At 71.3% G+C, this 24,364-nt stretch carries 13 protein-coding genes; 6 read left to right on the plus strand and 7 right to left on the minus strand.

The features are described from left to right. The coding region (locus tag ACIBM5_RS39410; protein ID WP_396011506.1) for a hypothetical protein at window positions 1-4,940 on the minus strand (4,940 nt) is incomplete at its 3' end. 137 nt (window positions 4,941-5,077) lie between these two features. On the opposite strand from ACIBM5_RS39410, the gene ACIBM5_RS39415 reads away from it, so the two are divergent. From ACIBM5_RS39415 to ACIBM5_RS39425, 3 genes are all read left to right on the plus strand, one after another. After that, window positions 5,078-5,314, plus strand: a complete 237-nt coding sequence (locus tag ACIBM5_RS39415) for a hypothetical protein (protein ID WP_396011507.1) — start codon at window positions 5,078-5,080, stop codon at window positions 5,312-5,314. A 948-nt stretch (window positions 5,315-6,262) separates the two neighbouring features. Next, on the plus strand, window positions 6,263-7,627 hold the full coding sequence (locus ACIBM5_RS39420; RefSeq protein WP_396011590.1) for a pyridoxal phosphate-dependent decarboxylase family protein: 1,365 nt from the start codon (window positions 6,263-6,265) through the stop codon (window positions 7,625-7,627). 240 nt (window positions 7,628-7,867) lie between these two features. Then, window positions 7,868-8,443: a hypothetical protein gene (locus ACIBM5_RS39425; protein ID WP_396011508.1), complete on the plus strand. Its 576-nt coding sequence runs from the start codon at window positions 7,868-7,870 to the stop codon at window positions 8,441-8,443. 133 nt (window positions 8,444-8,576) lie between these two features. Here the strand turns inward: ACIBM5_RS39425 and ACIBM5_RS39430 are convergent, their stop codons facing one another. After that, window positions 8,577-8,987: an organic hydroperoxide resistance protein gene (locus tag ACIBM5_RS39430; RefSeq protein ID WP_396011509.1), complete on the minus strand. Its 411-nt coding sequence runs from the start codon at window positions 8,985-8,987 to the stop codon at window positions 8,577-8,579. A gap of 148 nt (window positions 8,988-9,135) precedes the next feature. Between ACIBM5_RS39430 and ACIBM5_RS39435 the strand changes: the two genes are divergently transcribed. Further along, on the plus strand, window positions 9,136-9,735 hold the full coding sequence (locus tag ACIBM5_RS39435) for a TetR/AcrR family transcriptional regulator (protein ID WP_396011510.1): 600 nt from the start codon (window positions 9,136-9,138) through the stop codon (window positions 9,733-9,735). A 279-nt stretch (window positions 9,736-10,014) separates the two neighbouring features. On the opposite strand, the gene ACIBM5_RS39440 is transcribed toward ACIBM5_RS39435, so the two are convergent. From ACIBM5_RS39440 to ACIBM5_RS39460, 5 genes are all read right to left on the minus strand, one after another. Further along, complete coding sequence (locus ACIBM5_RS39440) at window positions 10,015-15,513, minus strand: carboxyl transferase domain-containing protein (RefSeq protein ID WP_396011511.1); 5,499 nt, start codon at window positions 15,511-15,513, stop codon at window positions 10,015-10,017. A gap of 251 nt (window positions 15,514-15,764) precedes the next feature. Beyond that, complete coding sequence (locus ACIBM5_RS39445; RefSeq protein ID WP_396011512.1) at window positions 15,765-17,177, minus strand: VWA-like domain-containing protein; 1,413 nt, start codon at window positions 17,175-17,177, stop codon at window positions 15,765-15,767. After that, window positions 17,174-18,481, minus strand: a complete 1,308-nt coding sequence (locus ACIBM5_RS39450) for an AAA family ATPase (RefSeq protein WP_396011513.1) — start codon at window positions 18,479-18,481, stop codon at window positions 17,174-17,176. Before ACIBM5_RS39450 ends, ACIBM5_RS39445 begins: the two co-directional genes overlap by 4 nt. Window positions 18,482-18,679: 198 nt before the next feature. Continuing rightward, window positions 18,680-20,107, minus strand: coding sequence for a hypothetical protein (locus ACIBM5_RS39455; protein WP_396011514.1), 1,428 nt, complete (start codon window positions 20,105-20,107; stop codon window positions 18,680-18,682). Window positions 20,108-20,393: 286 nt separating this feature from the next. Then, on the minus strand, window positions 20,394-21,725 hold the full coding sequence (locus ACIBM5_RS39460) for a GAF domain-containing protein (RefSeq protein WP_396011515.1): 1,332 nt from the start codon (window positions 21,723-21,725) through the stop codon (window positions 20,394-20,396). Window positions 21,726-22,032: 307 nt separating this feature from the next. Here ACIBM5_RS39460 and ACIBM5_RS39465 point away from each other — a divergent pair, with 307 nt between their 5' ends. Then, window positions 22,033-22,842: an alpha/beta fold hydrolase gene (locus ACIBM5_RS39465; RefSeq protein ID WP_396011516.1), complete on the plus strand. Its 810-nt coding sequence runs from the start codon at window positions 22,033-22,035 to the stop codon at window positions 22,840-22,842. A 317-nt stretch (window positions 22,843-23,159) separates the two neighbouring features. Then, complete coding sequence (locus ACIBM5_RS39470; RefSeq protein ID WP_396011517.1) at window positions 23,160-23,984, plus strand: SAM-dependent methyltransferase; 825 nt, start codon at window positions 23,160-23,162, stop codon at window positions 23,982-23,984. Window positions 23,985-24,364: the final 380 nt, after the last annotated feature.

Consider the following 24,364-nt stretch of genomic DNA (forward strand, 5'->3'; position numbering starts at 1 on the left):
CGGTAGCCGTACTCGGTGGTGACGTTCTTCGTCGGGTCGTTGGTGGGGTCGTGCTCGACGAGCTTGGTGCGGTTGCCGACGACGTCGTAGTCGAACGACTGCCAGTACGGATCCGGACCGCCGACCGTGGACGGGGTCGGGGTCTGGGTCGTGCAGCCACCGATGCCGGGGACGCTGGGCGCGGGAAGCGTGGTGGTACCGGCCGTGTCGGTCCAGGCTTCCTTCAGGCGACGCCGGCCGTCGTAGGCGAAGCACTGAGTGTCCGTCGAAGTGCCGTCCCGGACGGTCTTGATGGACGTGACGTCGCCGCTGGGCTTGTACGTGTAGGACGTGGCATCCACGCTCGCGGTGGTGCCGGTCTCCTTGTCCCAGTTGGTCGACAGCAGGCGGCCGGTCGCGGGGTCGTACGCGGACGTCATGGCGGCCTGGCGCGGCGTGGAGCCCAGGATGGCGCGGACGTTGCGGCCGAAGACGTCGTAGTTGGACCAGTTCAGGTACGAGTCCCCGGTGCTGCTGCCGATCGTGCCGATCTGACCGGTCGGGTGGTACGCGTAGGTCACCTGCTCCATCGGGAGTCCGCCGTGCGCGGGCAGGTAGGAGTAGGTGGGCATCCCGGTGACGGGTTCGTAGTCCGTCTCCGACTCGTAGACGCCGGCCAGCTTGCCTTCCCCGGCGGGGATGGTCGTGCGGGTGCCGGTGGGCAGGTAGGAGTCGGGCTTGAAGCCCATGATCTCGCTGGTGTACTTCGCGCCGTCCCGGCCGCCGACGTAGCGGGTGGAGCCGTCCGCCTGGCCCTTCGCGTAGCGGTCGTAGGACCACGACGCGAGAAGGTTTTCGGGTGTGGCGGTCGCGCCCTTGTAGAGGCCCGCCTTGCGGCCGAGGTCGTCATACGTGTAGGTGAGCTTTTGTGTCCGGGCGTCGGTGGTGCCGGTGATCCGGCCGACCTTGTCGTACGTGGTGTCGGACGCGCCCTTGTCCGGGTCCACGACGTGGGTCTTGCGGCCCAGGAAGTCGTACGTGTACTCCCACTTGTTGCCACCGCCATCGGTGACCTTCTGCAGTTGCTCGCGACCGTTGTACGTGTAGGTGATCCTCGAGAAGTCGCCGGTGGCGGTGCCGCCGTTGTACTCCTGGACCTCCTGCGGCTTGCCGCGGGCATCGCTGATCGTCACGGTCGCGGTGCCGCCCGTGGGCGGCGTCGTGGTGACCCGGTCGGCGCCGGCGTAGGTGACGCGGGTTTCCCACTGCTTGACGGACAGGGACGAGAACGACTCGATCGTCTTGCGGCCCATGCCGTCGTAGACGACGGCGTTCTGCGCGGGGACCTCGTTGTCGTTGGCCACGAAGACGGACGTCGAGGGTGCCGACTTGTCGTCGTAGTACGGCTGGTTGGACTTGAGGGTCCGGCCGAGGCTGTCGTAGAACGTGTCGGCGACCAGGCGGCCGGTCGCGCCGTTGCCGGTGTCGGCCTGGGTCTGGCGGGGCTGGAGGAACGCGCCCAGGATGTTGTGGGAGGTGGTGTACTTCCCGTCGACCCGGATCGTCTTGGTCGTCACCACGGATGGCGCCGACTTGTTGAGTGCGTAGGCGAATTGCAGGTCGGCGTCGCCCGACTTCGGGTGGCCGGGCTTCCACACCGCGAGCAGCCGCCCGAGCGCGTCGTGCTCCTGCTCGACCACCAGGCCGTTGATGTCGACGGACTTGACGGGGAGGTGACGCGAGCCGGCGAACTCGGTGGTGCTGATCCAGCCCTTGGGGTTGGTGACGATCGTCTTGGTGGGCAGCGCGCCGACGGCCGGCACGTAGCCGGTGGTCGTGATCTTGTTCTCGGCGTCGGTCACCTTGGTGGCACGACCGTAGGCGTCGTATTCGGTGGTGGCGGTCGTCAGCCACTCCGGGGTGCCGTCGGCTCGGTAGGAGATCGCCGCCTGAGTGGAGGTGGCGTCACCGATCGCGCCGACCTGGCCCCAGGGTTGCGCGTCGTAGGAGGTACGGGCGAGCGCGTACACCGTGCTCGCCGTGGGGGCGATGGTGCAGTCGCCGACGACGGAGACGGTCTCGGTGGGTTTGCCGATGATCCACGCGGTGGTGTTGTGCGCGTAGGTGGTCTTCGTGCAGTACGTCGGCAGGTCGTCCGCGTAGTCCGCGACGGCGGTCGCCAGGCCGTACGTGCCCTCGTACGTCGTCTCCTTGCGCGTCTGCCGCCACGTGCTGCCGTCGGCGAGCAGGCTGCGGGTACGGGTCAGGTCGGAGCGCGTCATCCGGGCGGTGAGATCCGGCAGGCCGCGGACCCGCTTGTGCGTCGCGGTGACGGCGGACAGCCACGGCTTGTCGGACTTGGTCGCGACGACCTTGTTGCCGACGTCCGCGCCGTCGTAGGTCTGCGTCTCGTAGCCGAAGCCCTGGAGAGCGTTGTCGTCGGTGATCACGGTGCCGGCGGAGTCGGTGACGCTCACCGCGCGCTTGGTGCCGTCCTTCTTGACGTCGCCGTCCATGCCGCGCAGGAACAGGGACTTGGACTGGGTGATCTTGTCCGGGGCGACGCCGGATCGGGTGATCACCTCGGCATAGCCACGGAACTCGTTCCAGGTGCGGCGGTCCTTGGACTTGGGCTTGGCGGCTTCCTTGTCCTCGGTCAGCTCCGCATCGTCACGGTGCCACGCGGCGCCGCCGACGTACTCGTAGCGGGTGGACTTGTCCGGGGCATGGGTGGTCGGGTCCTGTTCGGTGACCTCGGCGACGGTGTACTTGTGGAACCAGTGCAGGACCGGGTCGGAGTCGCTGTAGCTCCACCAGACCGGGTAGCACGACTTGGTGTTGGTGTCCGGGGTCGGCAAGTTCGCCGTCGTGCACTCGGCGGCGTTGAAGCGGAAGGTGGTCGTTCCGCCGGTCTCGTTGGTGATCGTGGTGATCCGGCGGCGGTTCATCGGCGGGGCCATGTCGCCGCCCGCGTCCACGCGGTTGGGCATGAACGTGCCGGTGAAGTCCACCGACGGCATGTCGATCCGCTTCGAACCGTCGTAGCCGGTACGGGTGATCGACTTCAGCCACAACGTCGCGCTGGAGCCGTCGCCGGGGTCGGGGTAGTCCTGGTCCAGGGCGTACTCGTCGACCGTCTGGTAGCCGGAGCCGACCAGGATCTGGGTGGTGATCCTGGTGAGCCGGCGGGTGGAGAAGAACGTCTGGCCGTACTGCTCGCAGGTTCCGGTGGCCGCGCACACCTTGTCGACGGGTACGTCCGGCCACTTGGCCGCATTCGCCTTGGTCATCTTGGCCGGGTCGCAGTCGAACCCGTCCTTCTTCAGGCAGCGTTCGGCGGTGTCGAAGACGACCTGGGCGGTGGGCTGAGCGGTGTCGTTCTTCTTCGAACCGTAGGTGATCTTCGCGAGGGTGCCGCCGCGGGTGTACGGGGTGATCGAGCCCGAGCCGACCAGGATCGCGCCGCGCGTGTAGTTGTTCTTCTCCTCGTTGTACGTGTACGTGACCATCCCGCCGCGGGCGTCGATCACGTAGTCGAGGTTCCAGCGCCAGGCCTGCTGACACCAGGAGGCGTCGAAGCCCGACGCCTTGTTGCACGGCTCGCCGGTGTTGTTGCCATAAACGGGCGCCATCCAGGCCGAGTTGGTGGCCGGGCCGGTGTTCGCACCCGGCTTGTGACCGACTCCGAAGTAGTACTGGATGCCGTCCGTGGTGGTCAGCCGCCAGTGCTCGCCGTCGTCGTCACCGTTGCTCGCGCCGGTCAGCAACTCGATGCGGGAACCGTCGTCGTTCGCCAGGCGCCACGCCTTCGAGACGTCGTCGCGCAACAGCGTGGAGGAGCGGCCGTTGAGGGAGAGAGTGAGGGAGTTCTGGTCGGACCAGCACTTCTCACCGGACTTGTCCTGACCGTCCCTCGCGCACGCCTGGTAGGAGCGCTCGACGAAGCCGGGCGAGTACTCCCAGCCCTCACCGATCCACGACGCCTGGTTGTTGGTGGAGGTGCCCTTCCCGTCGATGGCACCCGAGTTGTAGGCGAGATTCACCTGTGGCGCGGTGCCGCCGATCGCGGCGGGCACGATGATCGGGTAACTCCAGGACATGGAGCCCGAGTTGCCGCCCGCCGTCCACGAGCCGGAGGGGGCCAGGGACGTGGCGGTGTAGTCGCCGGAGGGTCCCGCTTCGGCGGCGGTGGCCGCCAGTACCACGCGCCCGGAACTGTCCGGCGTCGCGGCGGGCAGGTCGATCGCCGCGCCGACGCTGTGCGTTGCCGCGTTGTTGCGCGAGCCGGCCAGCGGCGTCTTCACCCGACACTGCGGCAGGTCGGGAGTGGTCAGCGCGCACTCGGGCAGGGTCGACAGGCGCAGGCGGGTGGACCAGTCGGCGCCGAACGCGTCCCGGAAGCCCGCGTAGTCGAGGGAGACGGTGACCCGCCCGGCGTCTGCGCGGCCGTCGGCACGAGCCACGCTCAGCACCACGCCGTCGACACCCGCCCGGTCGGCGGCGGCGCGGTCGGCGACGGTGACCTTGACCTTCGCCGGAGCCGCAGTCGCGGTCGCGGTCGCGGTCGTCCCGGGCGCGGCCGGGGCGGCACCTCGGTCGAGGAACGGGGACGGGGCGGCCATCGGGGTGGTGATCCGGATCGGGCCGCCGGCGACACGGCCGTCGGAGGGCGTGGCGTACAGGGCGGAGAATCCCGAGGCGCGCGGGGCGGTCGTCTCGGGGGCGGGCGCGGTCTCGGCCGTCAGCGGCTCGGGCCACACGACCTTCCCGGGCTTCCACGTCGCGTGACCATCGCCCGCGGGCGCCTGCACGTTCGGCTTCGGGGCGTTGACGCCCTTCACGGGTTTGGTCTTGGGCAACGGCCCCGGCGACCACTTCGGCGCCCGCTCCGGGGACACGATCCACGACTGGGCCTGCGCCGGGCCGGCCGAGGCCAGCAGGGCCGCCACGGTGGCCGCCACCACGGCGCCCCGGCCGGCGGCACGTCCGCGCCGAGCACCGGCGCCGGTTCCCCATGTCCACATGCTCTTGCCGTGCACGCCGCCGCCCGCCGTTCCCGCCCTCGAGCCGGGCGAAAGTCGAATGAGGAGCGCAAGCTATGACGCCGATCCCCTTGCCGGCAAAGGCAGTTCCCGGCGCGGACATGATGTTCGTCACAACAACGAAAATGGCCCGCCGCGAGTCCTCGACGGCCCCAAAAGGCGCACCGCCGGCCATAGGCGGATGGACGGTTGGCAATATTTCCTTCGATGACGATGAGTCGACTCAGACACTTTCGGCAGGTGAAGTGGGTCACATGGCAAGCCTGTTGTCACGGATTCGGATCGGCCCGTAGGTTCTGCGTACCTGTGCACGCGTGCTCCGTGCCGTTCCGCATCCGCTCAGGAGACTGACCCATGGGGCGGCCTTCCGAGCCCGCGCGACCTTCGCCTGTCCGTCACCGCGCGCGCACTCGTCGAACTCACGACCACCCGTGGCCTTCTGGCACCGAGCGCACAAACCGCCCCTGGTGCGGCAACCACCCCCACCGTCTCCATCACTCCCCAGCCCACCGTGCCGCCGCCGGCCTCGACGGACCCCGGGGGAATCGATCGCCTTCCGGGACGGCGGCCACCCCAACTCGCCTCTGCCCTGGCCGAACAGGGGCACCACCGCGGCTCGGGGCGCCCATCCCGGGTGCGGGCCCGCGGCATGCGCTCGGCGGCTCCCGTCGGGCCGGGCCTGGTGGGCTCGGCGTTCGGTGCACCGGCTGGATGGTGCGCTGGATTGCCACCGGGACGAGTTCGGTCGATCAGCCGGTTCGCGGGTGTTGGGGCTTTGTTCGGTCGTCTTGACCGGCTTCTCGCCGTCGCGTTAGCTTGTTTGGAATCAAACGATGCGGAGGCAGGCGTGTTCTCCGGCGAGACGGGCAAAACAGGCGAGACACAGGCACGATCGCGGTGAGTGCGGCCCCTCCCCCTCGACGTCACTGCCGTCGGGGTCGCCCGTGGAGGCGATGAACTCCGTGCCGCAGACAGGGCCGTCGCATGAGAACGAACCGGGTCACGCGCCTGTCCCGGGTCGTCCCCGCCGGGATCGCCGCGGTGGACCCCGAACCTCCCAGCCGGGTAGTGGAATTCCGGACCGCGCCCGGGCCGCACGCCACCGGCGACACGACTGCCCCACGGCAGGCAACGGCCGCATACTCCGGCGCATGTCCCGTCCACCGCCCTCGGCCGCGGCCGGGACCATCACCACGTCCGTCGGCCCGCCGTCCCCCTCAACCCCACAGAAGGAGAAGGTCATGGATCTGCGCCGCTGGCTCGAAGCCGCCGTGGCATCGAACGAGCACTGGTCCGACGGCTTCGGGCCCTACCCGAGCCATCCGGCCCTGGCGGTCGAGGATGCGCGGTTCGCCGCCGCCTTCGAGACGTTCGTCGAACGACTGAAGGACAACTACCCCTTCTTTCATCCGCGTTACGCGGGTCAGATGCTCAAGCCGCCGCATCCGGCAGCGGTCGTGGGCTACCTGACCGCGATGCTGATCAACCCCAACAACCACGCCCTGGACGGCGGGCCCGCCACCGCCGAGATGGAACGTGAGGTCGTCGAACAGCTCGCCGCCATGTTCGGCTACGACACCCACCTCGGGCACCTCACCACCAGCGGGACCATCGCCAACCTGGAAGCCCTGTTCGTGGCGCGCGAACTCCACCCCGGGAAGGGCATCGCCTACAGCACCGAAGCCCACTACACCCATGGGCGCATGTGCGGCGTGCTCGGCGTGGACGGCCATCCCGTCCCGGTCGACGACTCCGGGCGCATGGACCTCGACGCGCTGGAGGCACTGTTGAGGACTGGGCGGGTGGGCACCGTGGTGCTCACCGCGGGCACCACCGCGCTCGGCGCGGTCGAACCGGTCCACGAGGCACTGGAGTTGCGCAAGCGGTACGACGTGCGGATCCACGTCGACGCCGCCTACGGCGGATTCTTCACCCTGTTGGCGGGGGTGGACGGCCCCGAAGGACTGCCGGCGGCTCCGTGGCGGGCCATCGCCCGGTGCGACTCGATCGTGGTCGACCCGCACAAGCACGGTCTCCAGCCCTACGGGTGCGGTGCCGTGCTGTTTCGCGACCCCTCGGTCGGCCGTTTCTACCTGCACGACTCGCCCTATACCTACTTCACCTCCGAGGAGTTGCACCTGGGCGAGATCAGCCTGGAATGTTCGCGCGCGGGTGCCGCCGCGGCGGGGCTGTGGCTCACCTTCCAGGTGCTGCCGCCCACGCTCGAAGGACTCGGGCAGTCGCTCGCGGCCGGCCGCCGGGCGGCGCTTCGCTGGGCCGAACTGATCGACCGATCCGACTGCTTGGAGCTCTACCAACCCCCGGAGTTGGACATCGTCGGCTACTTCCCGGTCACCTCGCCCAACTCCCTTTCGCACATCGACGCGGCCGCCGCCCGAATCCTCCACGCGGGCATGGCGGACCCCGAGGACCCGGTCTTCGTGAGTACGCTCCGGATCGATGCCGATCGGCTGACCGCCCGTCACCCCAAGATCACCGCCGACGCCGACGGTGCCCGGATCCTGCGCAGCGTGCTGATGAAGCCGGAATCCGAGGAGTACGTGGACCACCTGCACAACCGCCTGGAACAGCTCGCCCGTTCGTGACCAACCCGGCCGCCCGCCGGAGCGTGAGCCGTGGGGCCGTCATGTGCGACGGCACGGCACGGCGAAGACGGACGTCTCCCCTGCTGCCGCCGGGCAGGCAATCGAGGCGCCCGATATACGAGGAATGCAAAAAACATCGCAAAGGGCCCTGATGCGCGGAGGAATTCGGCTAGTTTGCGCGGGAGTTCGAGACGTTCTCGGGTCGTGTCGGCACCACTCCAGGGAAAGGTCGGGCACCGCATGCTGTTGCAGAACAAGATCCACGGGGCGGCGTCGCAAGCACTCAGGACGCGCGCGTACAACCTGGTTCAGCAGATCGCGGCGCAGAACGTGGCCGTGAACGAGATGCTGACGAGGCAGGACATCGTGCTGTTGATCCAGGTGGAGCCGGGCGTGGGCGATCAGAGCACCGTGGCCACCCTGCGCAACGGCGGCCGCACCGGGATCACCGTCACCGTCCACGTCGACCAGGGCGACCCCGCCGACAAGCTGGACGGGGATCTGCTGCACGAACTCGTCCTGCACGCCGAGCCCGCCACCGCCCGGCACCTGGCGGCCGTGGCGCGGCAGCAGCTGCCCGTGCACGCGACCGACGACGACACCATCGAGGCCGAGGAGACGGCCGAACACGAGGATCCGCACGCCTGGTACCGCATGGCCGGCATCGCGCTGACCTTCGGCAACAACCTGTTCGAGCGGGCGATCGCCGACACCGCCTCGCACCACCCGGAGTCGGCCGTCATGGTGCTGCGCATGATGGCGGACGCGAACAGGATCACGCCCGAGTACGCGTCCGACGTGGCCGGCCTGATCTGACCGCCCGGAAACCGGCACGATGAGGTGGCGGGAGTTCCCGGTGGATCGGGTTCGATCGGGTTTCCCCGGTCGACCGGGCGGGGGCTCTCGCCCCCTCCCGTCGATCCGACCGAGGCCGAGGCCGAGGGGAGATCTACTCGACGACGAGTTCGACCGGGATGTTGCCTCGGGTCGCGTTCGAGTACGGGCAGACCTGGTGGGTGGCCTCGATGAGCGTGCGGCCCTGCTCCGGGGACAGGTGTTCCGGCAGTTCCACGCGCAGGGTCACGCTCAGGCCGAAGCCGCCTTCGCCGTTCGCGTTCAGGCCGACCTCGGCCGTCACCGAGGCGTCCGCGGCGTCCACCTTCTGGCGCTTGGACACGAGCTGCATCGCACTGGCGAAGCAGGCCGCGTATCCCGCCGCGAACAGCTGCTCGGGGTTGGTGCCGATGCCGTCCCCGCCGAGCTCCTTCTGGAGGCCGAGGGTGACGTCGAGCTGCCCGTCGGAGCTCACCGCCCGTCCGTCCCGTCCGGCCGAGGTCGCGATCGCGGTGTAGAGGCTCATGGTGGTTTCCGCCTTCTCCGAGTGGGGTGAACGTGCAGCGGTAGCGGTAGCAAATTGCGAATAACGCCGGCTGCGAGCTACCTAGACAGATCCTTCTGTCTTGCTCGCCTCCATGAATGTAGACAGGTCTGTCTGGTATCGTCAAGGTGTGCGTACGACAGCCTCCGACCAGCCCCGCGAGAGTCCGGCCCGCCGCCGTGTCCTGGACACCGCGACCACGCTCTTCTACGCCCAGGGCGTGCACGCCGTCGGTGTCGACCGGATCATCGCCGAGGCCGGCGTGGCGAAGGCGACGTTCTACAACCACTTCCCGTCCAAGGACGAACTGGTCCACGCCTACCTCGACGAGCAGTACCGCTCACAGCGCCACGCGGCCGCAACGCTCCTGGCCGGCTCGGCCGAGGTGCCGGCGCACGCGGTCCTGCTTCGGCTGTTCGACCTGATGGTCGAGATCGGCCGCGAACCCGGCTTCCGTGGTTGTCCGTTCATCAACGCCGCCGCCGAATTCCCGGACGCCTCCCACCCGGTGCGCGCCGCCGTCCTCGACCACCGCACGTGGTTCCGCACGATGCTGACCGACCTGCTGACCGCAGCCGGCGACACCCGCCCCGGGGCCACCGCGGACATCCTCATGCTGCTGCGCGACGGCCTGGCCGTCGGCTGCTACCTGGACGATGCCGACACGATGCGCCGCGTGGTCCGCGACGCCCTGGGCCGCGTACTCGACGCACCCGGCGACACCGCGTAGCCCACCCCCACACACAGATCACCGAGCACCGATCCGCCATTTCGGGCCGACCGGCCGCCACCGCGAACTCCGGCGCGACGACGAAGCGTTGCCCGGGCGAACCAAAAGCCCGCCCTTGCCCGGGCGAACCGAAAACCCGCCGTTGCCCCGGCGAACCGAAGCCCACCACGCGTCACGAGGCGAACGGCCCGCAACGCCACCGGCCCCCCACATGGCTCGGCGGGGTGAAGAGGACGATGCGACGTCCCTTCCACCCCGCCGAAGTCACACGGCCGACGGTCAGCGCTTCATGCCGTGTTCGATGGCTTCGATGATCCTCGGACGCAGTTCGGCGGCGCTGATGATGGCGTCCACCGAGCCGACCTCGACCGCGCGGCGGATGCTGTGCACGCGGTCGAACTCGGCCGCCACCTCGCCGACCTTCTCCGCACGGACCGCGGACTGCACCTCGGCGAGGCGGGCGTTCAGGACCGCTCGCTCGGCGCCCACGGTGGTCGAGATCTGCGTCTGCAGGTCGGTCACCCGCGGGTCGGTGGCGGTGCGGTTGTTGACGTCGCCGGAGAAGACCACGGCCGCCGCCGGAGCACCGCCCAGGACCGAGGCGAAGGAGCCCTCCAGGGCCAGCACGGTCATGTTCGGGTTGAGCGCCTTGGAGAAGACCACGAACGCGCCGCCGTGGTAGCGGGAGATCACGCAGAAGACGATCGGGCCGTCGAAGTTGACGATGGCGCGGCCGATTTCGGCGCCGTACTCCAGCTGGGCCTTGCGCATCGACTCGGGTGAACCGTCGAAGCCGGACAGGTTGGCCAGCACGACCAGCGGCCGGTTGCCGGAGGCCGCGTTGATCGCCCGGGCGGTCTTCTTCGACGACTTCGGGAACAGGGTGCCCGCGGTGTAGGTGTCCGGGCCGTCGGTGGGCGGGAAGCCGCGCCGCGGCACCGACCGCGACTCGATGCCGATCAGGCAGACCGGCCAACCGCCGATGTGCACGTCCTGGACCGCCGAGGTGTCCGCGTCGGCCATCCCCGCCCAGCGCTCCAGCACCGGGTGGTCCTGGTCGGACAGCGCGCGCATGACCGTGCGGATGTCGAACGGCTTCTTGCGGTCCGGGTTGTGCTCCGCGGAGAAGATCCGGCCGACGGTGGTGAAGTCGCTGTCGACGGGCGCGTGCGGGAAGTCGCAGACGTCGCGGTCGATCGGGTCGCTCGTGTGCGCCTTGCGCGGTGCGCTCTCGCCGGGCGCGATGTAGGTGTGGTCGTAGTGCGCCATCAACACGTCGCGGGCGGACGGGAGATCGGGCGCCCAGTACTGCGCCTGGCCGTTGGGGCCCATCACCCGGTCGTAGCCGCCGATGCCGAAGTTGTCCTCGGCGGAGACGCCGCCGGAGAAGTCCAGCGCCTGCTTGCCGGTCAGCACCATCGCCGAGTCCGGCATCATCACCAGGATGCCCTTGGTGTGCATCAGCATTGTCGCCTCGGCGTTCCAGTACGGCTGTGCGCCGACGGTGATGCCCGCGACCACGATGTTGATCTCGCCGCCGTCCTGGGTGAACGTGACGATGCGCTTGAGCGCGGCGGCGACCCAGTCCATGTTCTCGGTACCCGAGGTCATCGAGACCCGGGCGCCGGAGGACAGCGCGAACCATTCCAGCGGGACGCGCATGCGCTCGGCGAGGTCGAGCGCGGCGATCACCCGGCGGCACTCCGGCTCGGACAGCGCACCCAGCGACTTCGTCGGGTCGCCGAGCAGCACCACGCGGGCCACGCCCTGGGGGTGGCGTTCGGTGGGCGTGGAGACGACGCCGGCGACGATCGCCGCGGTGTTCCGGCCCCTGGGCCGGTCCACCGGTACGAGCGCGCTCGACTCGTCGAGGTCGTGCTCGACGAAGCTGCCGTGCGCGCCGGCGAGCATGCCGGTCAGTTCGTACGGGTAGACGTTGCCGCGGCGGGCCGCGCGCAGCACCTTCTGCCGGTAGTCGTCCAGCGGAAGCACCGGTTCCGTCGACGGCTCCCCGACGTGCAGGCTCGCACCGTGGCCCGGAGCGAGGGTGATGGTCGCGGCGATCTCGGTCAGTTCGCCGCTGCTCCTGCGCCGGCGGGCCACGAACTGGACCTCTTCGAGCCCGGCGCCGGCGGTGGTCGGCAGGATGCGCTGGACCAGGGCGTTGAGTTCGTCGGCGGTCAGTTCGGTCGACGGCCAGACGTACATCATGATGCGGTTGGTGTCGAAGCGCTTGTTCTGCGGTCGTTGGGCCTGGATGTTGCGGATCGCGTCCAGGCCCGCGTTGATCGCGTCCTCCACGGCGGGCAGCGCGACCAGTCGGCCGTCGGTCTCGCGCAGCGGCGTCAGGTCGCGGACCTGGCCCATCGCGATCAGCCGCTCGTCGGCGGGGTTGCTCTTGGCGACGGCCTTGAACAGGTAGATCTCCTCGTCGACCGAGGGCAGCCGGGTGAGGTCGAACTCGCGCAGCCGATGCAGTTGCAGGCGGCGGGCGATCTGCGGGTGCAGACCGCGGATCAGCCGGTCCTCGGCGAAGCCGGCCCCGTCCGGGCGGAAGGTGAAGTGGTGGTGCATCACCGCGCCGCTGGTGCCGGCCACGGTGGTGGTGATCCGGCGTACGCCCGCCGGCAGCGGCTGTTCGGCCAGCAGTCGGCCCAGCCGCTCCGCCATCGCCTCGGCGTCCGGCTGGTCCTCCCAGGTGAGGTAGAGGTCGGCGACCAGGGCCTGTTCGGCGACGTCGGCCGCGAGCGCACCGACCGCGCCGATGGCGTCGGGCAGTTCGGCGATGTCGACGGCGGTGGTGACCACCCGGGTCGGGCCCGCCGCACGGGTGTGCTCGGCGGTGACGAACCGGCAGCCCGCCTGTTCGCGCACGGTGACCTCGGAGAGGCCGCGATTGCCGTAGTAGCGGCGGGTCAGCACCTCCAGCAGCGGCGCGTGGTCGCGGCCCGGCCGGCCGATCCGCTGGCCGATCAGCCGGACCAGCGGCTCGGAGCCGGCCACCATGGTCTGGATGCGCTCGGCGCGGTCCGGTGCGTCCGGGTGCTGGTCCAGGTGGCGCAGTTCGTTGCGTACCCCGGCGTAGACCTTGGCGCGGATGCGGCGCAGCAGCGGCTGGGCGAACCAGCGGAACACCACGCCGCGGGCCAGGTCCGAGACCGCGGGGAAGCGCACCTGGGTGGCCTCGATCAGGTGTTCCAGGGTGAGTCCGGCGCGTTCGCTGAGCGATTCCAGCGGGGGTGCGCCGGCCAGCCACTGGCGCAGTAGTTCGGACACCAGGGCGACGTCGGTCGACGTGCGCTGCTGGGCCAGGAAGATCCGGAAGATCGCGGCTTCCAGTTCGGGGGTGCGGTCCAGGTCGGCGATGCCGTAGTGGCCCAGCACTCGCACGAGTCTGGCCCGGAACGCCTCGGTGAGACCGGCGCGTTCGGGGTCCAGGCTCTGCAGGTAGCTGTGGAAGTACTCGCGCGGGCTGTGCACCGGGCTGTCCCGCTCGACGTCGAGTTCGCCGCCGGGCTTGTTGCGGCTCAGCTCCGACAGGTCGGCGAACACCGCGAGCAGGTCCACCTCGCCCGGCAGCGGCCGGCCGCCGAGGTCGGCCCGGGCGGCCAGGTACTCGGACAACACGCGCTTGTGGTCCTGCGGGTCGACATCGAAGCCCAGGAGCAGGCTGCGCAGATCCTGCAGGCCGCGCTCGACCCGTTGGGCGGCGGACGCGGGCACCGTCTCGGCGGGCAGGTCGACCTCGATGCTCTCGCCGGCGCCCGCGGCTTCCTCGGCGGCGCCTTCACCGCCCTCCTCGGCGAGCGGCTCCAGGCGCATCAGCGGTGCGCCGGTCTCCACCTGGCTGCCCACCGACACCGGGCATTCGCGCACCCGGGCGCGGAACGGCGCACGCAGCACCGTCTCCATCTTCATGCTCTCCAGCACCAGGATCGGCGCGCCCGAGGCGACCTCGTCGCCGACCGCGATGGGCGTCGCGACCACCAGCGCGGGTGCGGGCGAGCGTACGACGCCGCCCTCGTCGCGGCTGATCCGGTGGGTGACGCCGTCCACCTCGACCAGGTGGGTGGGGCCGTGCGTGGCGGACACCAGCCGGAAGCGGTGTCCGTTGACCACGATCCGGCCGCTGTGTGTGTCGAACCGCTCGACCTCGATGTCGGCCGGGTGCGCGGCGCCGCCGCCGCCGAAGATCGCGACGCGGAAACGTTTGTCGCCCACTCGGGCCACGCTCACCCGGTAGCCGACGCCGCGGAGCTTGAGGTCGAGCGGCCGGCCGCTTTCGTGCTGTACCTGCGGGCGGCCGCCGTGTGCGGTGGAGAGCAGTCGCTGCCGGCTGATCTCCTCCTCGTCCTGGTATGCCTCGATCGCGGCCGCCGCCAGGGCGATCGCGGAGTGCCGGTGGGTGACCAGGCGGCCCTCGGCGCGGACCCGGTCGATCCAGCCGGTGTCGGCGCTCGCGTCGATCACCTCGGGCTGGTCGAGCAGGTCGAGCACGAAGCTCTTGTTGGTCGCACCGCCCTCGATGATCACGGTGGTCTCGGCCATCGCCCGGCGCAGTCGGCCCAGTGCCTGCTCGCGGTCGCGGCCGTAGGCGATGATCTTGGCGATCATGGAGTCGAAGTCGGCCGGGATCCGGTCGCCCTCGCTGACCCCGGTGTCCACCCGGATGCCGGGGCCGGCGGGCAGCGCCAGGCGGGTGATGCGGCCGGGCGAGGGGGCGAAGTCGCGGTCCGGGTCCTCGGCGTTGAGCCGGGCCTCGATGGCGTGGCCGAGTTCGGCCGGCTGCGGGCCGGTCAGTCTGCCGCCGCCCGCCACGTGCAGTTGCAGGCGTACCAGATCGGTGCCGGTGGTGATCTCGGTGATCGGGTGCTCGACCTGGAGTCGGGTGTTGACCTCCAGGAAGGCGAACAGCTTCTCGCCGGGGTGGTAGAGGAACTCGACGGTCGCCGCGCCGCGGTAGTCGACGGCCACGGCCAACCGCTCGGCGGAGGCCTTGAGTTCCGCGGTCTGCTCCGAGTCCAGGACCGGCGAGGCGGACTCCTCGATGATCTTCTGGTTGCGTCGCTGCACCGAGCAGTCGCGTACGCCCAGCGCCCACGCGGTGCCCTGCCCGTCGGCGATGACCTGGACCTCGACGTGCCGGGCGCCGGTGACCAGGCGCTCCAGGAAGACCACGCCGGAGCCGAACGCGCGCAGCGCCTCCTGGCTGGTGCGCAGGTAGGCGTCGGTCAGGTCCGCGGCCGAGGCGACCATCCGGATCCCGCGCCCGCCGCCGCCCGCGGTGGCCTTGAGCATCAGCGGGTAGCCGATCTCCTCGCCGGCGCGCAGCGCGTCCTCCAGCGTGGCGACCGCGCCGCGGCTCCACGGCGCGACCGGGACGCCGACCTCCTCGGCGAGCAACTTGGCGCCGATCTTGTCGCCGAGCCTGCGCATCGCCTCGGCGCTCGGCCCCACGAAGGTGACGCCGATGCGCTCGCACAGCTCGGCGAACGCCGGGTCCTCGGCGACGAAGCCCCAGCCGACCCACGCGGCGTCGGCGCCGCACTCCACCAGCGCGCGTTCCAGGACGGCGTGGTCGAGGTAGGGGCGGGCCGAGGCGGGGCCCAGCGGGTAGGCGATGTCGGCCTCCCGCACGAAGGTCGCGTCGCGGTCGGAGTCGGTGTAGAGGGCGACCGTCTCCACCCTCGTCCCCGTTTCCGCCGAAAGATCCCGGACGGCGTGGATGAGCCGCATTGCGGCTTCTCCACGATTGACGATCGCGACACGACTGAACACCGGCTGTAGCCTCCCAAGTACCCTCGTGCAGAAGGCGACGTCCGGGTCCCGGAGCGTCGCCTGCACCTATCTATACCCTGCTTGGTTACTGCCGGGTACACCCATGTCCTGCATCGTGCACGCCGGGGCCGCTGCGTTGTAGGGTTCCTACAAAAAGCGGCGCGGGCCACACCGAACAGCCACCCTTTCGGGCATGGTCTGCGACAACCGGACTCGGCGGCGCGCGTGCGCACCCTCGCGCGGCCCGGAACTCACCGGGAGGCGGACGCCGCGTCGATGACCACGACTCTCGCCCACTCGGGCGGCGTGTCCGGCACGTAGTCGGGGTCGTCCTCGTTCCACGACCGACTCGCCTGCCGGGGAAACAGGCCGACCACCGTACGGCAGGGCGGTCGCGTACTCGGCCAACTCGTCTGGCCGTCGGTCAGCACCACGACCACGTCCGGTCGGTGCCGGGCCCGCAGCGCCTTGGCGAAGCCGGTGCGCAGGTCCGTACCTCCACCGCCGACGAGCGGGATTCCCTCGCTGCCGCACAGCGTATGTGCGATCGTGGCCGCCGCATCGCACGGCACCACCGTGATCAGGTCGCGCCGGCCGCCCACGGCACGGCAGATCGCGGCGACCTCCAGGAGCGCGCTGCCCAGTTCGGCGTCGCTGACCGACCCGGAGGTGTCGATGATCACGCTCACCCGCGGCGGCTTGCGGCGCAGGCTCGGCAGCACGACGCCGGGCACGCCGGCCGAACGCCGGGACGGACGGCCGTAGGTGTAGTCGTCGCCCGCCCCGGCACCCGAGGTCGCCGAGCGCACCGCCGCCCCCAACAACTCCCGCCACGGCTGCGGCGGATGGAACGCCTCCTCCGCCCATCGCCGCCATCCCTTCGGCGCGTCCCCCGGACGGGCGGTGATGCCCTGTGCCACTCGGAATCGCACGGCGTCGCGCTCCTGGGCGCTGAGACCGTGCGCGCCCTCCGGCCCCCACTCCCACTCGCGTTCCAGGCCGTCCGCGCCGCTGCCGCAGTCCAACCAGACCAGCCCCTGGGTGAACGGCCCGAGCCGGAACCGGCGCAGGTAGTCCTCCATCAGCTCGCCCTCGCCCAGCCCCAGCATCGCCGGCTCGACGGCGCCTTCGGGTCGGACCAGGCCCTCGCCGTAGACGTCGTCGTTGATCTCGCAGTCCGCGGCGATGTTCATCCGCAGCCGCTCCCCCGGTCCGACCAGCCCGCGCTCGCGCGCCACCCGGTCGCTGCGTCCGTGGTGATCGCGCAGCAGGTGCGACACCTCGTGCACCCAGACCGAGGCCAGTTCCTCCGGCGGCATGCGGTCGACGAACGCCGGCGAGACGTAGCACCGCCAGTGCCGGTCGACGGCCATCGTCGGTACGCTCCGCGACTCGACGATGTGCAGGGCGAACAGCGCGGTGGCCAGGTAGGGGCGGGCTCGGGCGGCGTACAGGCGGGCGGCGAAGAGCTTGTCGAGGTCCAGGGGCTTGGGGGCGTCCGCGGGTCGTGGTGCGTCCGGCGCCCTGGGCACGGCCGGCGGGCTCGGTGCGTGGCGTGGGCTCGATGCATTCGAGGGGCAATGCGAGGGGCTCGGTGCGGGCGGTGCGGCGGGGGGATCCGTCGGCCCGGCCGCGTTCGTGGTCGTCGGTGCGCCCGTGGTCATCGGACCGCCTTCGCGGTGCTCGCGACGCGGGCCGCCGTCCGGTCCGCTCGGCGGGACAGGGACACCGCTCCGGCGAGGCGCTCGATCGAGGCCGGGACGTCCCAGTCCTCGTGGCGCAGCGAGGCGAGCGTGGTCGCCGGGACGACCACCAGGTCCGGGGCGCCGGTCTCCATCGCCCGGACCAGGAGCGCCCATGCCGCGTCCCAGCGGGACTTCTCCGGGCGCTTGCGAACCGCGTCCACCACGCCGTCGAGCACGGCCTGGCGCAGATCGCCGCGCTCGGGCAGGACGGCGGCCGCCGGGTCGGCGAGCAGGTCCTCGGGGTCGGGGAGGTCCATCCGGTCCAGGCCGGCCAGCAACTCCAGTCCCGGGCCGTCCCCGACCGTGCCCCTGACCAGCATGGAGAGCACCTCCCGGGAGGAACCGGCCGCGGTCGCGAAGGCGATCAGGCACAGCGCCATCTCCCAACTGCGCGGCGACGGCCACGGACCGCCTCGGCCGGTCTCGCTGGTCGGCAGCCGGTGCACGAGCGTCGGTCGCGCCGCGAGCAGCCCGCACACGGCCCGACGGGCGAACGCCACCGCCTCCGGCAGGCCGGTCGGGTCGAGCCGGGGCAGGGTGGCCTTCGGCCACGTGCCGCCGAGCCCGCGGACCACGACGTCGTGGTCGTGGGTCCATTGCAGATGAACGAACCGGTTCGCCAGGGGTGCGCTCAGTTCCCAGCCGTCGGCCGCCGAGGAGCGCGGGTTGGCGGCGGCCACGATCCGCACCCCGGGCGGCAACTGCAGTGCGCCGATCCGTCGTTCGAGGACCAGGCGGAGCAGAGCGGCCTGCACGGCCGGTGTCGCGGTGGAGAGTTCGTCCAGGAACAGCAGCCCTCGGCCGGCCCGTACCAGGCGCACCGCCCAGTCCGGCGGGGCCAACGGGACACCCTGCTCGGCGGGATCGTCGCCGACGATGGGCAGCCCGGAGAAGTCGGAGGGTTCGTGCACGCTGGCGATCACCGTGGTCAGCGGAAGGTCCAGGGACGCGGCGAGTTGGGTCAGCGCCGCGGTCTTGCCGATGCCCGGCTCGCCCCACAGGAGTACCGGCAGGTCGGCGGCCACGGCCAGGGTCAGGGCCTCCAGTTGGGTGTCCGGTCGCGGTTCGGTGCCCGCTTCGCGCAGAAGGGCCAACAGGTCGCCGGCGAGGTCGAGTTGACGCGTGTGCCGCGGCTCGACGGACGGGATGCGGGCCGCGGTGGTGTCGACGGACGGCCGGGAGTTCGGCGCGGTGGCGGGGCTGTACGGGGCGTATGTCGTCATGTCTTCGATCACCTTTGGGCTTGGGCACCCGGGGCTGCGGCGGTCGCGCGAGCGTGACCGGACGTCCCCGGGGCGGGCGGCGGTTGTGTTCCGATGCGCGTGAGTGCGCGGACTGTCAATTCGGATCGACGCGACGTCGGGTGCACGCGAGTGTGCGGACCGAGGTTTCGGGTCGACGCGATTTCGAGAGGTTTCGGGTCAACGCGACTTCGAGTGGCACGGACAGGTGCGATAGCCGCGCGGGCGGCGGTGGTTCACGTGGATGCGGCCCGCTCCGGGGTCGATCAGGCCTGCTCTGAAGAGGCCGTAGGTGACCCGGCGCAGCGCGGCCGTCTCCAACTCGTCGCGCAGCGGACCGTCGCGCAGCAGTGCCTCGGGGCCCAGCAGACCCTCGACGACGGCCAGGGCCCCGGCGGTGTCGCCGTGGTCCAGGCGTTCGCGAACGCCGGCCAGGCAGTTCGGGCGCCGGTGTGCCTCGTCGATGACCCGCAGACAGGGCAGCGGCGTGCCGGTCAGCGCGGCCAGCAGTTCCTCGCGGCGGATCTCGGCCGGGTCGTGGTCGAGCGGCACCAGTACTCCGTCGACCAGACCGATCCGGTGCCGGGCACCCCGGCAGTCCACCGGATGCGGTTGGCCTGCCCGGTCCGGGATCCGGGACGGGCCGGCCGGGACGTGATCCGGTGCCAGTGCCGAGGCGACCAGCGGGTGCAGCCGATCGACGTCGATCGCGCCGGCGCGCAGCAGTGCCAGGTCCGGGAGCACCCAGGTCGCCGCGTCGGGCAGGATCGGCAGCCCGGAGATGCCGCCGGCCGATTCCGGCGCGGCCCGCAGTACGGGCGGCCCGAGGTCGTCGCCGTCGGCCGTCAGGTCCAGGACCGGCCGACGTCGCCCGTCGAGCCGCACCTGGACGCTGCCCGCGGATCGACCCTCGGCCCGGAGCAGAATCCGCGCCTCGGCGGCCCACCGGTCGAGGGCGCAGTGGTGCGGGTACGGCGGTGCCCCGGGCGGATCCGGATCCCGGTGCGCGTCCGGGTCGGCAGGACCGTCGGCGGGCAGCCGGTCGGCCCCGGATCGCACCCGCAGTTCGTCGGTCCTGCGTGCGTCCCACAAGTGGCGGTGCAGGTCCAGGCGGTATCGCCGGTTGGGGCGGGGATGGGGGTACGAGCGCGGGGGGACATCGGCCCGGTCGGGCGATCCGTCCCACAGCGCGAGGTTGATCCGCTGACCGGCATCCGCCCACGCGGGTGGAGTCCTGGCCACCAGGTACACCGGGCCTCGGCCGGCGCGGCCGTCATCGTCCTCGACGCGGTACCGCGCCAGGGCGATGGTCAGGCCGGGCCGCAGCAGTCCGTCGGGGGCGATCCTCGGCATGTGCCAACGCAGCAGGTCGGGAGCCAAGTGCCGGAGATCGTCCCGGACTCGGGCCGCCAGGTCTCGGCCGTGGGTGCGGGCCACGAGGCGTGGATGCACGTCGACGTCGATGCCCGCGGCGGCACATGCCCCCGCCCAGTCGCCGACACGGCGGCGAGCGGTCGCAATCTCGATCATGGAGGGCGGCACGGCGAACTCGCGCACGCGCAGCCAAAAGGAGGGGCGGAAATCCCTGTTCGCGATTCGAGTGAGCATCAGCACTCACCTTGCGCGGACGGGACCCCCATTCTGTGAGCAGAAAGAGTGATCATCGCCGCAGAGCCTACCGGCCGTGCTCGCGTTCCGCCAAGTACCTCCGCCGCAAGCGTCGCCGGAACCGGGGAAGTGGCGTGCCCGGCGGGCGGGTTGGCCGGCGACCGGCGGGAGGCGGACGGCCGGGCCCCGCCGCGCAGCGGATCGGCGGCCCGACCCGGAAGCCGCCCCGCTCCCCCGGCCGAGAATCGGCCCGGCGGCCCCACGCCCGATCTGCGCACCCACGACCTCACATCGACCAGCGCAGAGCCGTGTCGTAGTCGGCCGTGGCAAGCACGCGGTGGCGCAGGCGTTCGTGCAGTGTGTTGCGCAGGGCGAGGATGCGTGGCGCCGTGGAACCGGGAAGAAGCGGGCCCCGGTAGTGGTCGAGGAGGGTGTCGATCGGGGTGCCGGGAACGGACAGCGCTCGGTCGAGGTCGAGGAAGTCGGCTTCGACGTCGCCGGTGAGGCGGTAGGGGTCGGAGGCCAGCCGGTGGCCCAGGATCGGGCGCAGTCGGGCGAGTTCGGCCCGGATGGTGGCCGGGCGGCCGGCGGGTCCGTGGACCGCCTCGGTGATCGCCCGGGCCGTCATGCCTCCCGGTTCGCTCAACAGGGTCGTGACGATCTCCGCGTGGCGCGGGGTGAGTTCGTGGGTGGTGCCGGCGATCTCCAGGCGGGCCCGACGCAGGCCCAATGCGCGAAAGCGCAGCGGTGCGGTGGTCAGGGCGCCGGCTGCGGAGTCCTCGGCGATCAGGAGGAACAGGCCGCCCGCGGCGAGGCGTTCGACCAGGACGGGTTGTCCGTCGGGGAGCAGCAGGCGGCCCTCGGTCGGGGGTCCGGGCAGGTGGTGTGGGAGCCAACCGGGTGGATCCGAGCGCACGATGCGGCCCCGCGGGTCGACGATCGCGCTGCGGGTGCCGAGCCGGCGGGCGATGCGTTCGGTGTAGCGGGTGCTCACCCGGGCCTCCGCACGCAGCCGGATCGTCTCCAGTTCCGACTGGGCCAGTCGGCGGGCGGTGTCCAGGAGGGGTATGGCAAGTGGTTGCCAGTGCCGCTCGGGGCAGGTGAAGTCGAGAATGCCGAGCAGTTCGCCGCTCGCCGGGTCGTGGATGGGGGTGGCGGTACAGGTGTATGCGGTGGCCGCGGACAGGAAGTGCTCGGCGCCGAACACCTGGAACGGACGGCCGGTCGCGAGCGTCGTGCCGACCCCGCTCGTGCCCGCGGCGTCCTCGCTCCACAGCGCGCCGGGCAGCAGATGCACCCGCTCGGCCGAGCGCAGCGTGGCCGTGTCGCCCTGGACCCAGAGCAGATGCCCTCGGGCGTCGCTGAGGAACAGGAGCCGGCCCGGGTCCGCGGTGAGGCCGGCCAGCGAGCGGCGCAGCAGCGGCCAGATCCGGCTCAGCGGGTGTTCCTCGCGCTGCCGGGCCAGTTCGTCGTCGTAGAGGGTGACCGGCGGGAGATAGGCGTCCGGCGGCAGGCCGTGGCGCCGCGCACGTGACCAGGAGGCCCGGATCGGGTCTCGTATGTCCGCCGCCGATCCACCACTCAGGGCTCGGTCGCGCGCCTTCGGTCGTAGCGCCATGTGACCATCATGCCGGCGCGGGGTGAGCTCGTTCGTTTCGGACGTGTAAACGCAATTCGTGGCGTCGGGGCAGGTCGGCCCCGGTCGAGACGGTCGGCGTCGCCTCCGTATGGGGTACGGGCCGAATCGACGACATCGCCACGCCCGCACCCGGCAGCGCCCGTGTCGCCCTCGTGCCGGATGGCAAAGCGGAATGTGCAACGTTGCTGCAACCCCCCTCCGGTGTCTGGTGGAACGTGCGGGCGCTCGCGCAGACTGCGGTGGCGCACGTCGGCGACTCGGCGGCCGGGATCGGAGGAGAGAGACGGTGCCCTATCTGGAGTTGTCCGACGCCGTTCCGCTGTACTACGAGGAACACGGCTCGGGCCGGCCGGTGTTGCTGCTGCACGGGTGGACGATGAACAGCACCTTCTGGGCGGGCAATGTCGCCGCGCTGGCGGCGGAGAACCGGGTGATCCTCGCCGATTTCCGCGGGCACGGACGATCGGGCAAGACGCCCGAGGGGCACTCGTTGGCCCAATACGCCCGTGATGTCCGCGAGTTGATTCGGGCACTGGATCTGTCCGAATCGACGCTGGTGGGCTGGTCCATGGGTACATCGGTGATTCTGTCGTATGTACGGCAGTTCGGCTGCGCCGGGCTGCGCGGCGCGGTGTTCGTCGATCAGTCTCCGTGCTTCATGGACGCTCCCGACTGGGAGTTCCCGTTGCAGGGCGGCTACTCGGCCGCAGATCTGGCCGTGTTCGCGCAGACGGTTCGGCATGCCCGGCCGTCGGCGATCAAGCCGTTCATCCAGGCGTGCTTCGCCGAGCCGCCGGCTGCGGAGGCCGTGGACGCGGCGTATGCGGAGACCACCCAGACCCATACCTCCTCCGCGCTGGATGTCTGGATGGACATGGCGCATTCCGATTGGCGGCCGGTGCTGCCCGAGGTGAACGTGCCGACCCTGCTCGTCTACGGCGAGCGCAGTCGGATTTTCCCCGGGGACCTCGCCGGTTGGCTCGCCGGGGTTTTGCCCGACGCGCGGGTGGCGAAGTTTCCTGCGAGCGGGCATGTGCCCTTCGTTGAGGAACGCGAACAATTCGACGCTGTCGTCAAGGATTTCCTCCGCCGCTGACCTCCCGGGCGGTGGTACGGAGGAAGATGCGGGACGCCCGGCGGGTATCCCCGCCTCGCCCGATTCGGGCGGCCCGCGACCCGCGACTCGCGCGTCGACAGTCGGGAAGGCCGATGATTGTGATGCCTGACCGGACACCGGGTGGCAGGCCGTGCGGCGGCTGCCCGGCCGACACGCGAGCGGCGGTCGTACGGACATCGGATACGCGGACGTCAGGCACACGGGGGCCGGACGTACGGGGACCGGGCGTACGACCGCCGGCGCGGGTGCCTGCGGCCAGGGCGCCGGCACCTCCGGAGTCGCCTCCGGCGGCGCCGGTGCCCTGGTCGCGGTTGTCCGGGTTGCGCAGCGACCTGCCGCATCCCGCGCGGATGTACGACCACTACCTCAACGGGAAGAACAACTTCGCGATCGATCGCAGTGCCGCGGCGGATGTGCTCGCGCCGGCGCCGGAGGTGCGTGGGATGGCCTTCGCGAATCGGGCGTTCCTGCGGCGCGCGGTGTCGTTTGCGGCCGGGTGCGGGATCCGTCAGTTCCTCGACATCGGGGTGGGTCTGCCGACGGCCGGCGACACCTACGAGTGTGCGGTGCTCGCGACCGAGGAGGCGCGGGCGGTGTACGTCGACAACGACCCGCTGGTGCTCGCGCACGCCCGCGCGTTGTCCACCCGGCCCGGTCGGGTGCACGTGGCGGAGGGGGATCTTCGGGATCCGGGCACGCTGTTGGAACGGGCGGCCGGGCGGTCCGGGTTGGACTTCCGCAGGCCGGTGGCGGTGGTGCTGACCGCGGTGTTGCACTATCTGTCGGACGCGGACGATCCGCGTTCCGTGGTGGGCGAGTTGATGGCGGCCACGGCGCCCGGCAGTGCGCTCGTGCTTTCGCATGTGGCCGCCGATCTGCGTCCGGAGGCGGCCCGGGCCACGGCCGAGACGTACCGGCTTTCGACCGCCCCACTGTTCCCGCGCGCTCTCCGGGACGTGCGCGCGTTCTTCACCGGGCTGAGCCTGGTCGAGCCCGGAGTGGTCCCGATCTCGACCTGGCGAGCCGACCGCCTGCCCCGCCCGCACGCGGACCGCCAGTGGATGTACGCGGGGGTCGGCCGCAAGCCGACAGGTGGCGCCCGGAGCGGGCCGAGGGCTTGACCGTTACGCGACCCGAGCGCCCGGTCGGGTGACGAACTCGGCCTCGGCGCATACCGACCCCGGCCGACCACGATCCGCCCTGCGACGCACCGGGAGTGGGCGTTCCACGCGCGCCGGGCCCGCTCGGCACACCCCGCGTCCCCGCGGTCGCGCACACGAGCAACCGGTGCGCGGGCCGGGTATCGCGGGGTGCCTCCGGAGGTCGAGGGCCGGTGGGATCGGGACGGCCGCCGCGCCCCCCGGTGGGGGGGGCGGCGGGGGGGGCGGGGGGCCGGGGGCAGGCGCGGCCCCGCGGGGCCGGCGGCGCCGCTCGCAAGCGGTGCGGTCGCACTGTGGGCGGACCTTCGTCCGCTGTAGGGGTGGCTGTGCCGTAGCGCTTG

Source organism: Embleya sp. NPDC050493 (genome assembly GCF_044458105.1).
In the GTDB taxonomy this organism is placed as follows: Bacteria; Actinomycetota; Actinomycetes; order Streptomycetales; family Streptomycetaceae; genus Embleya.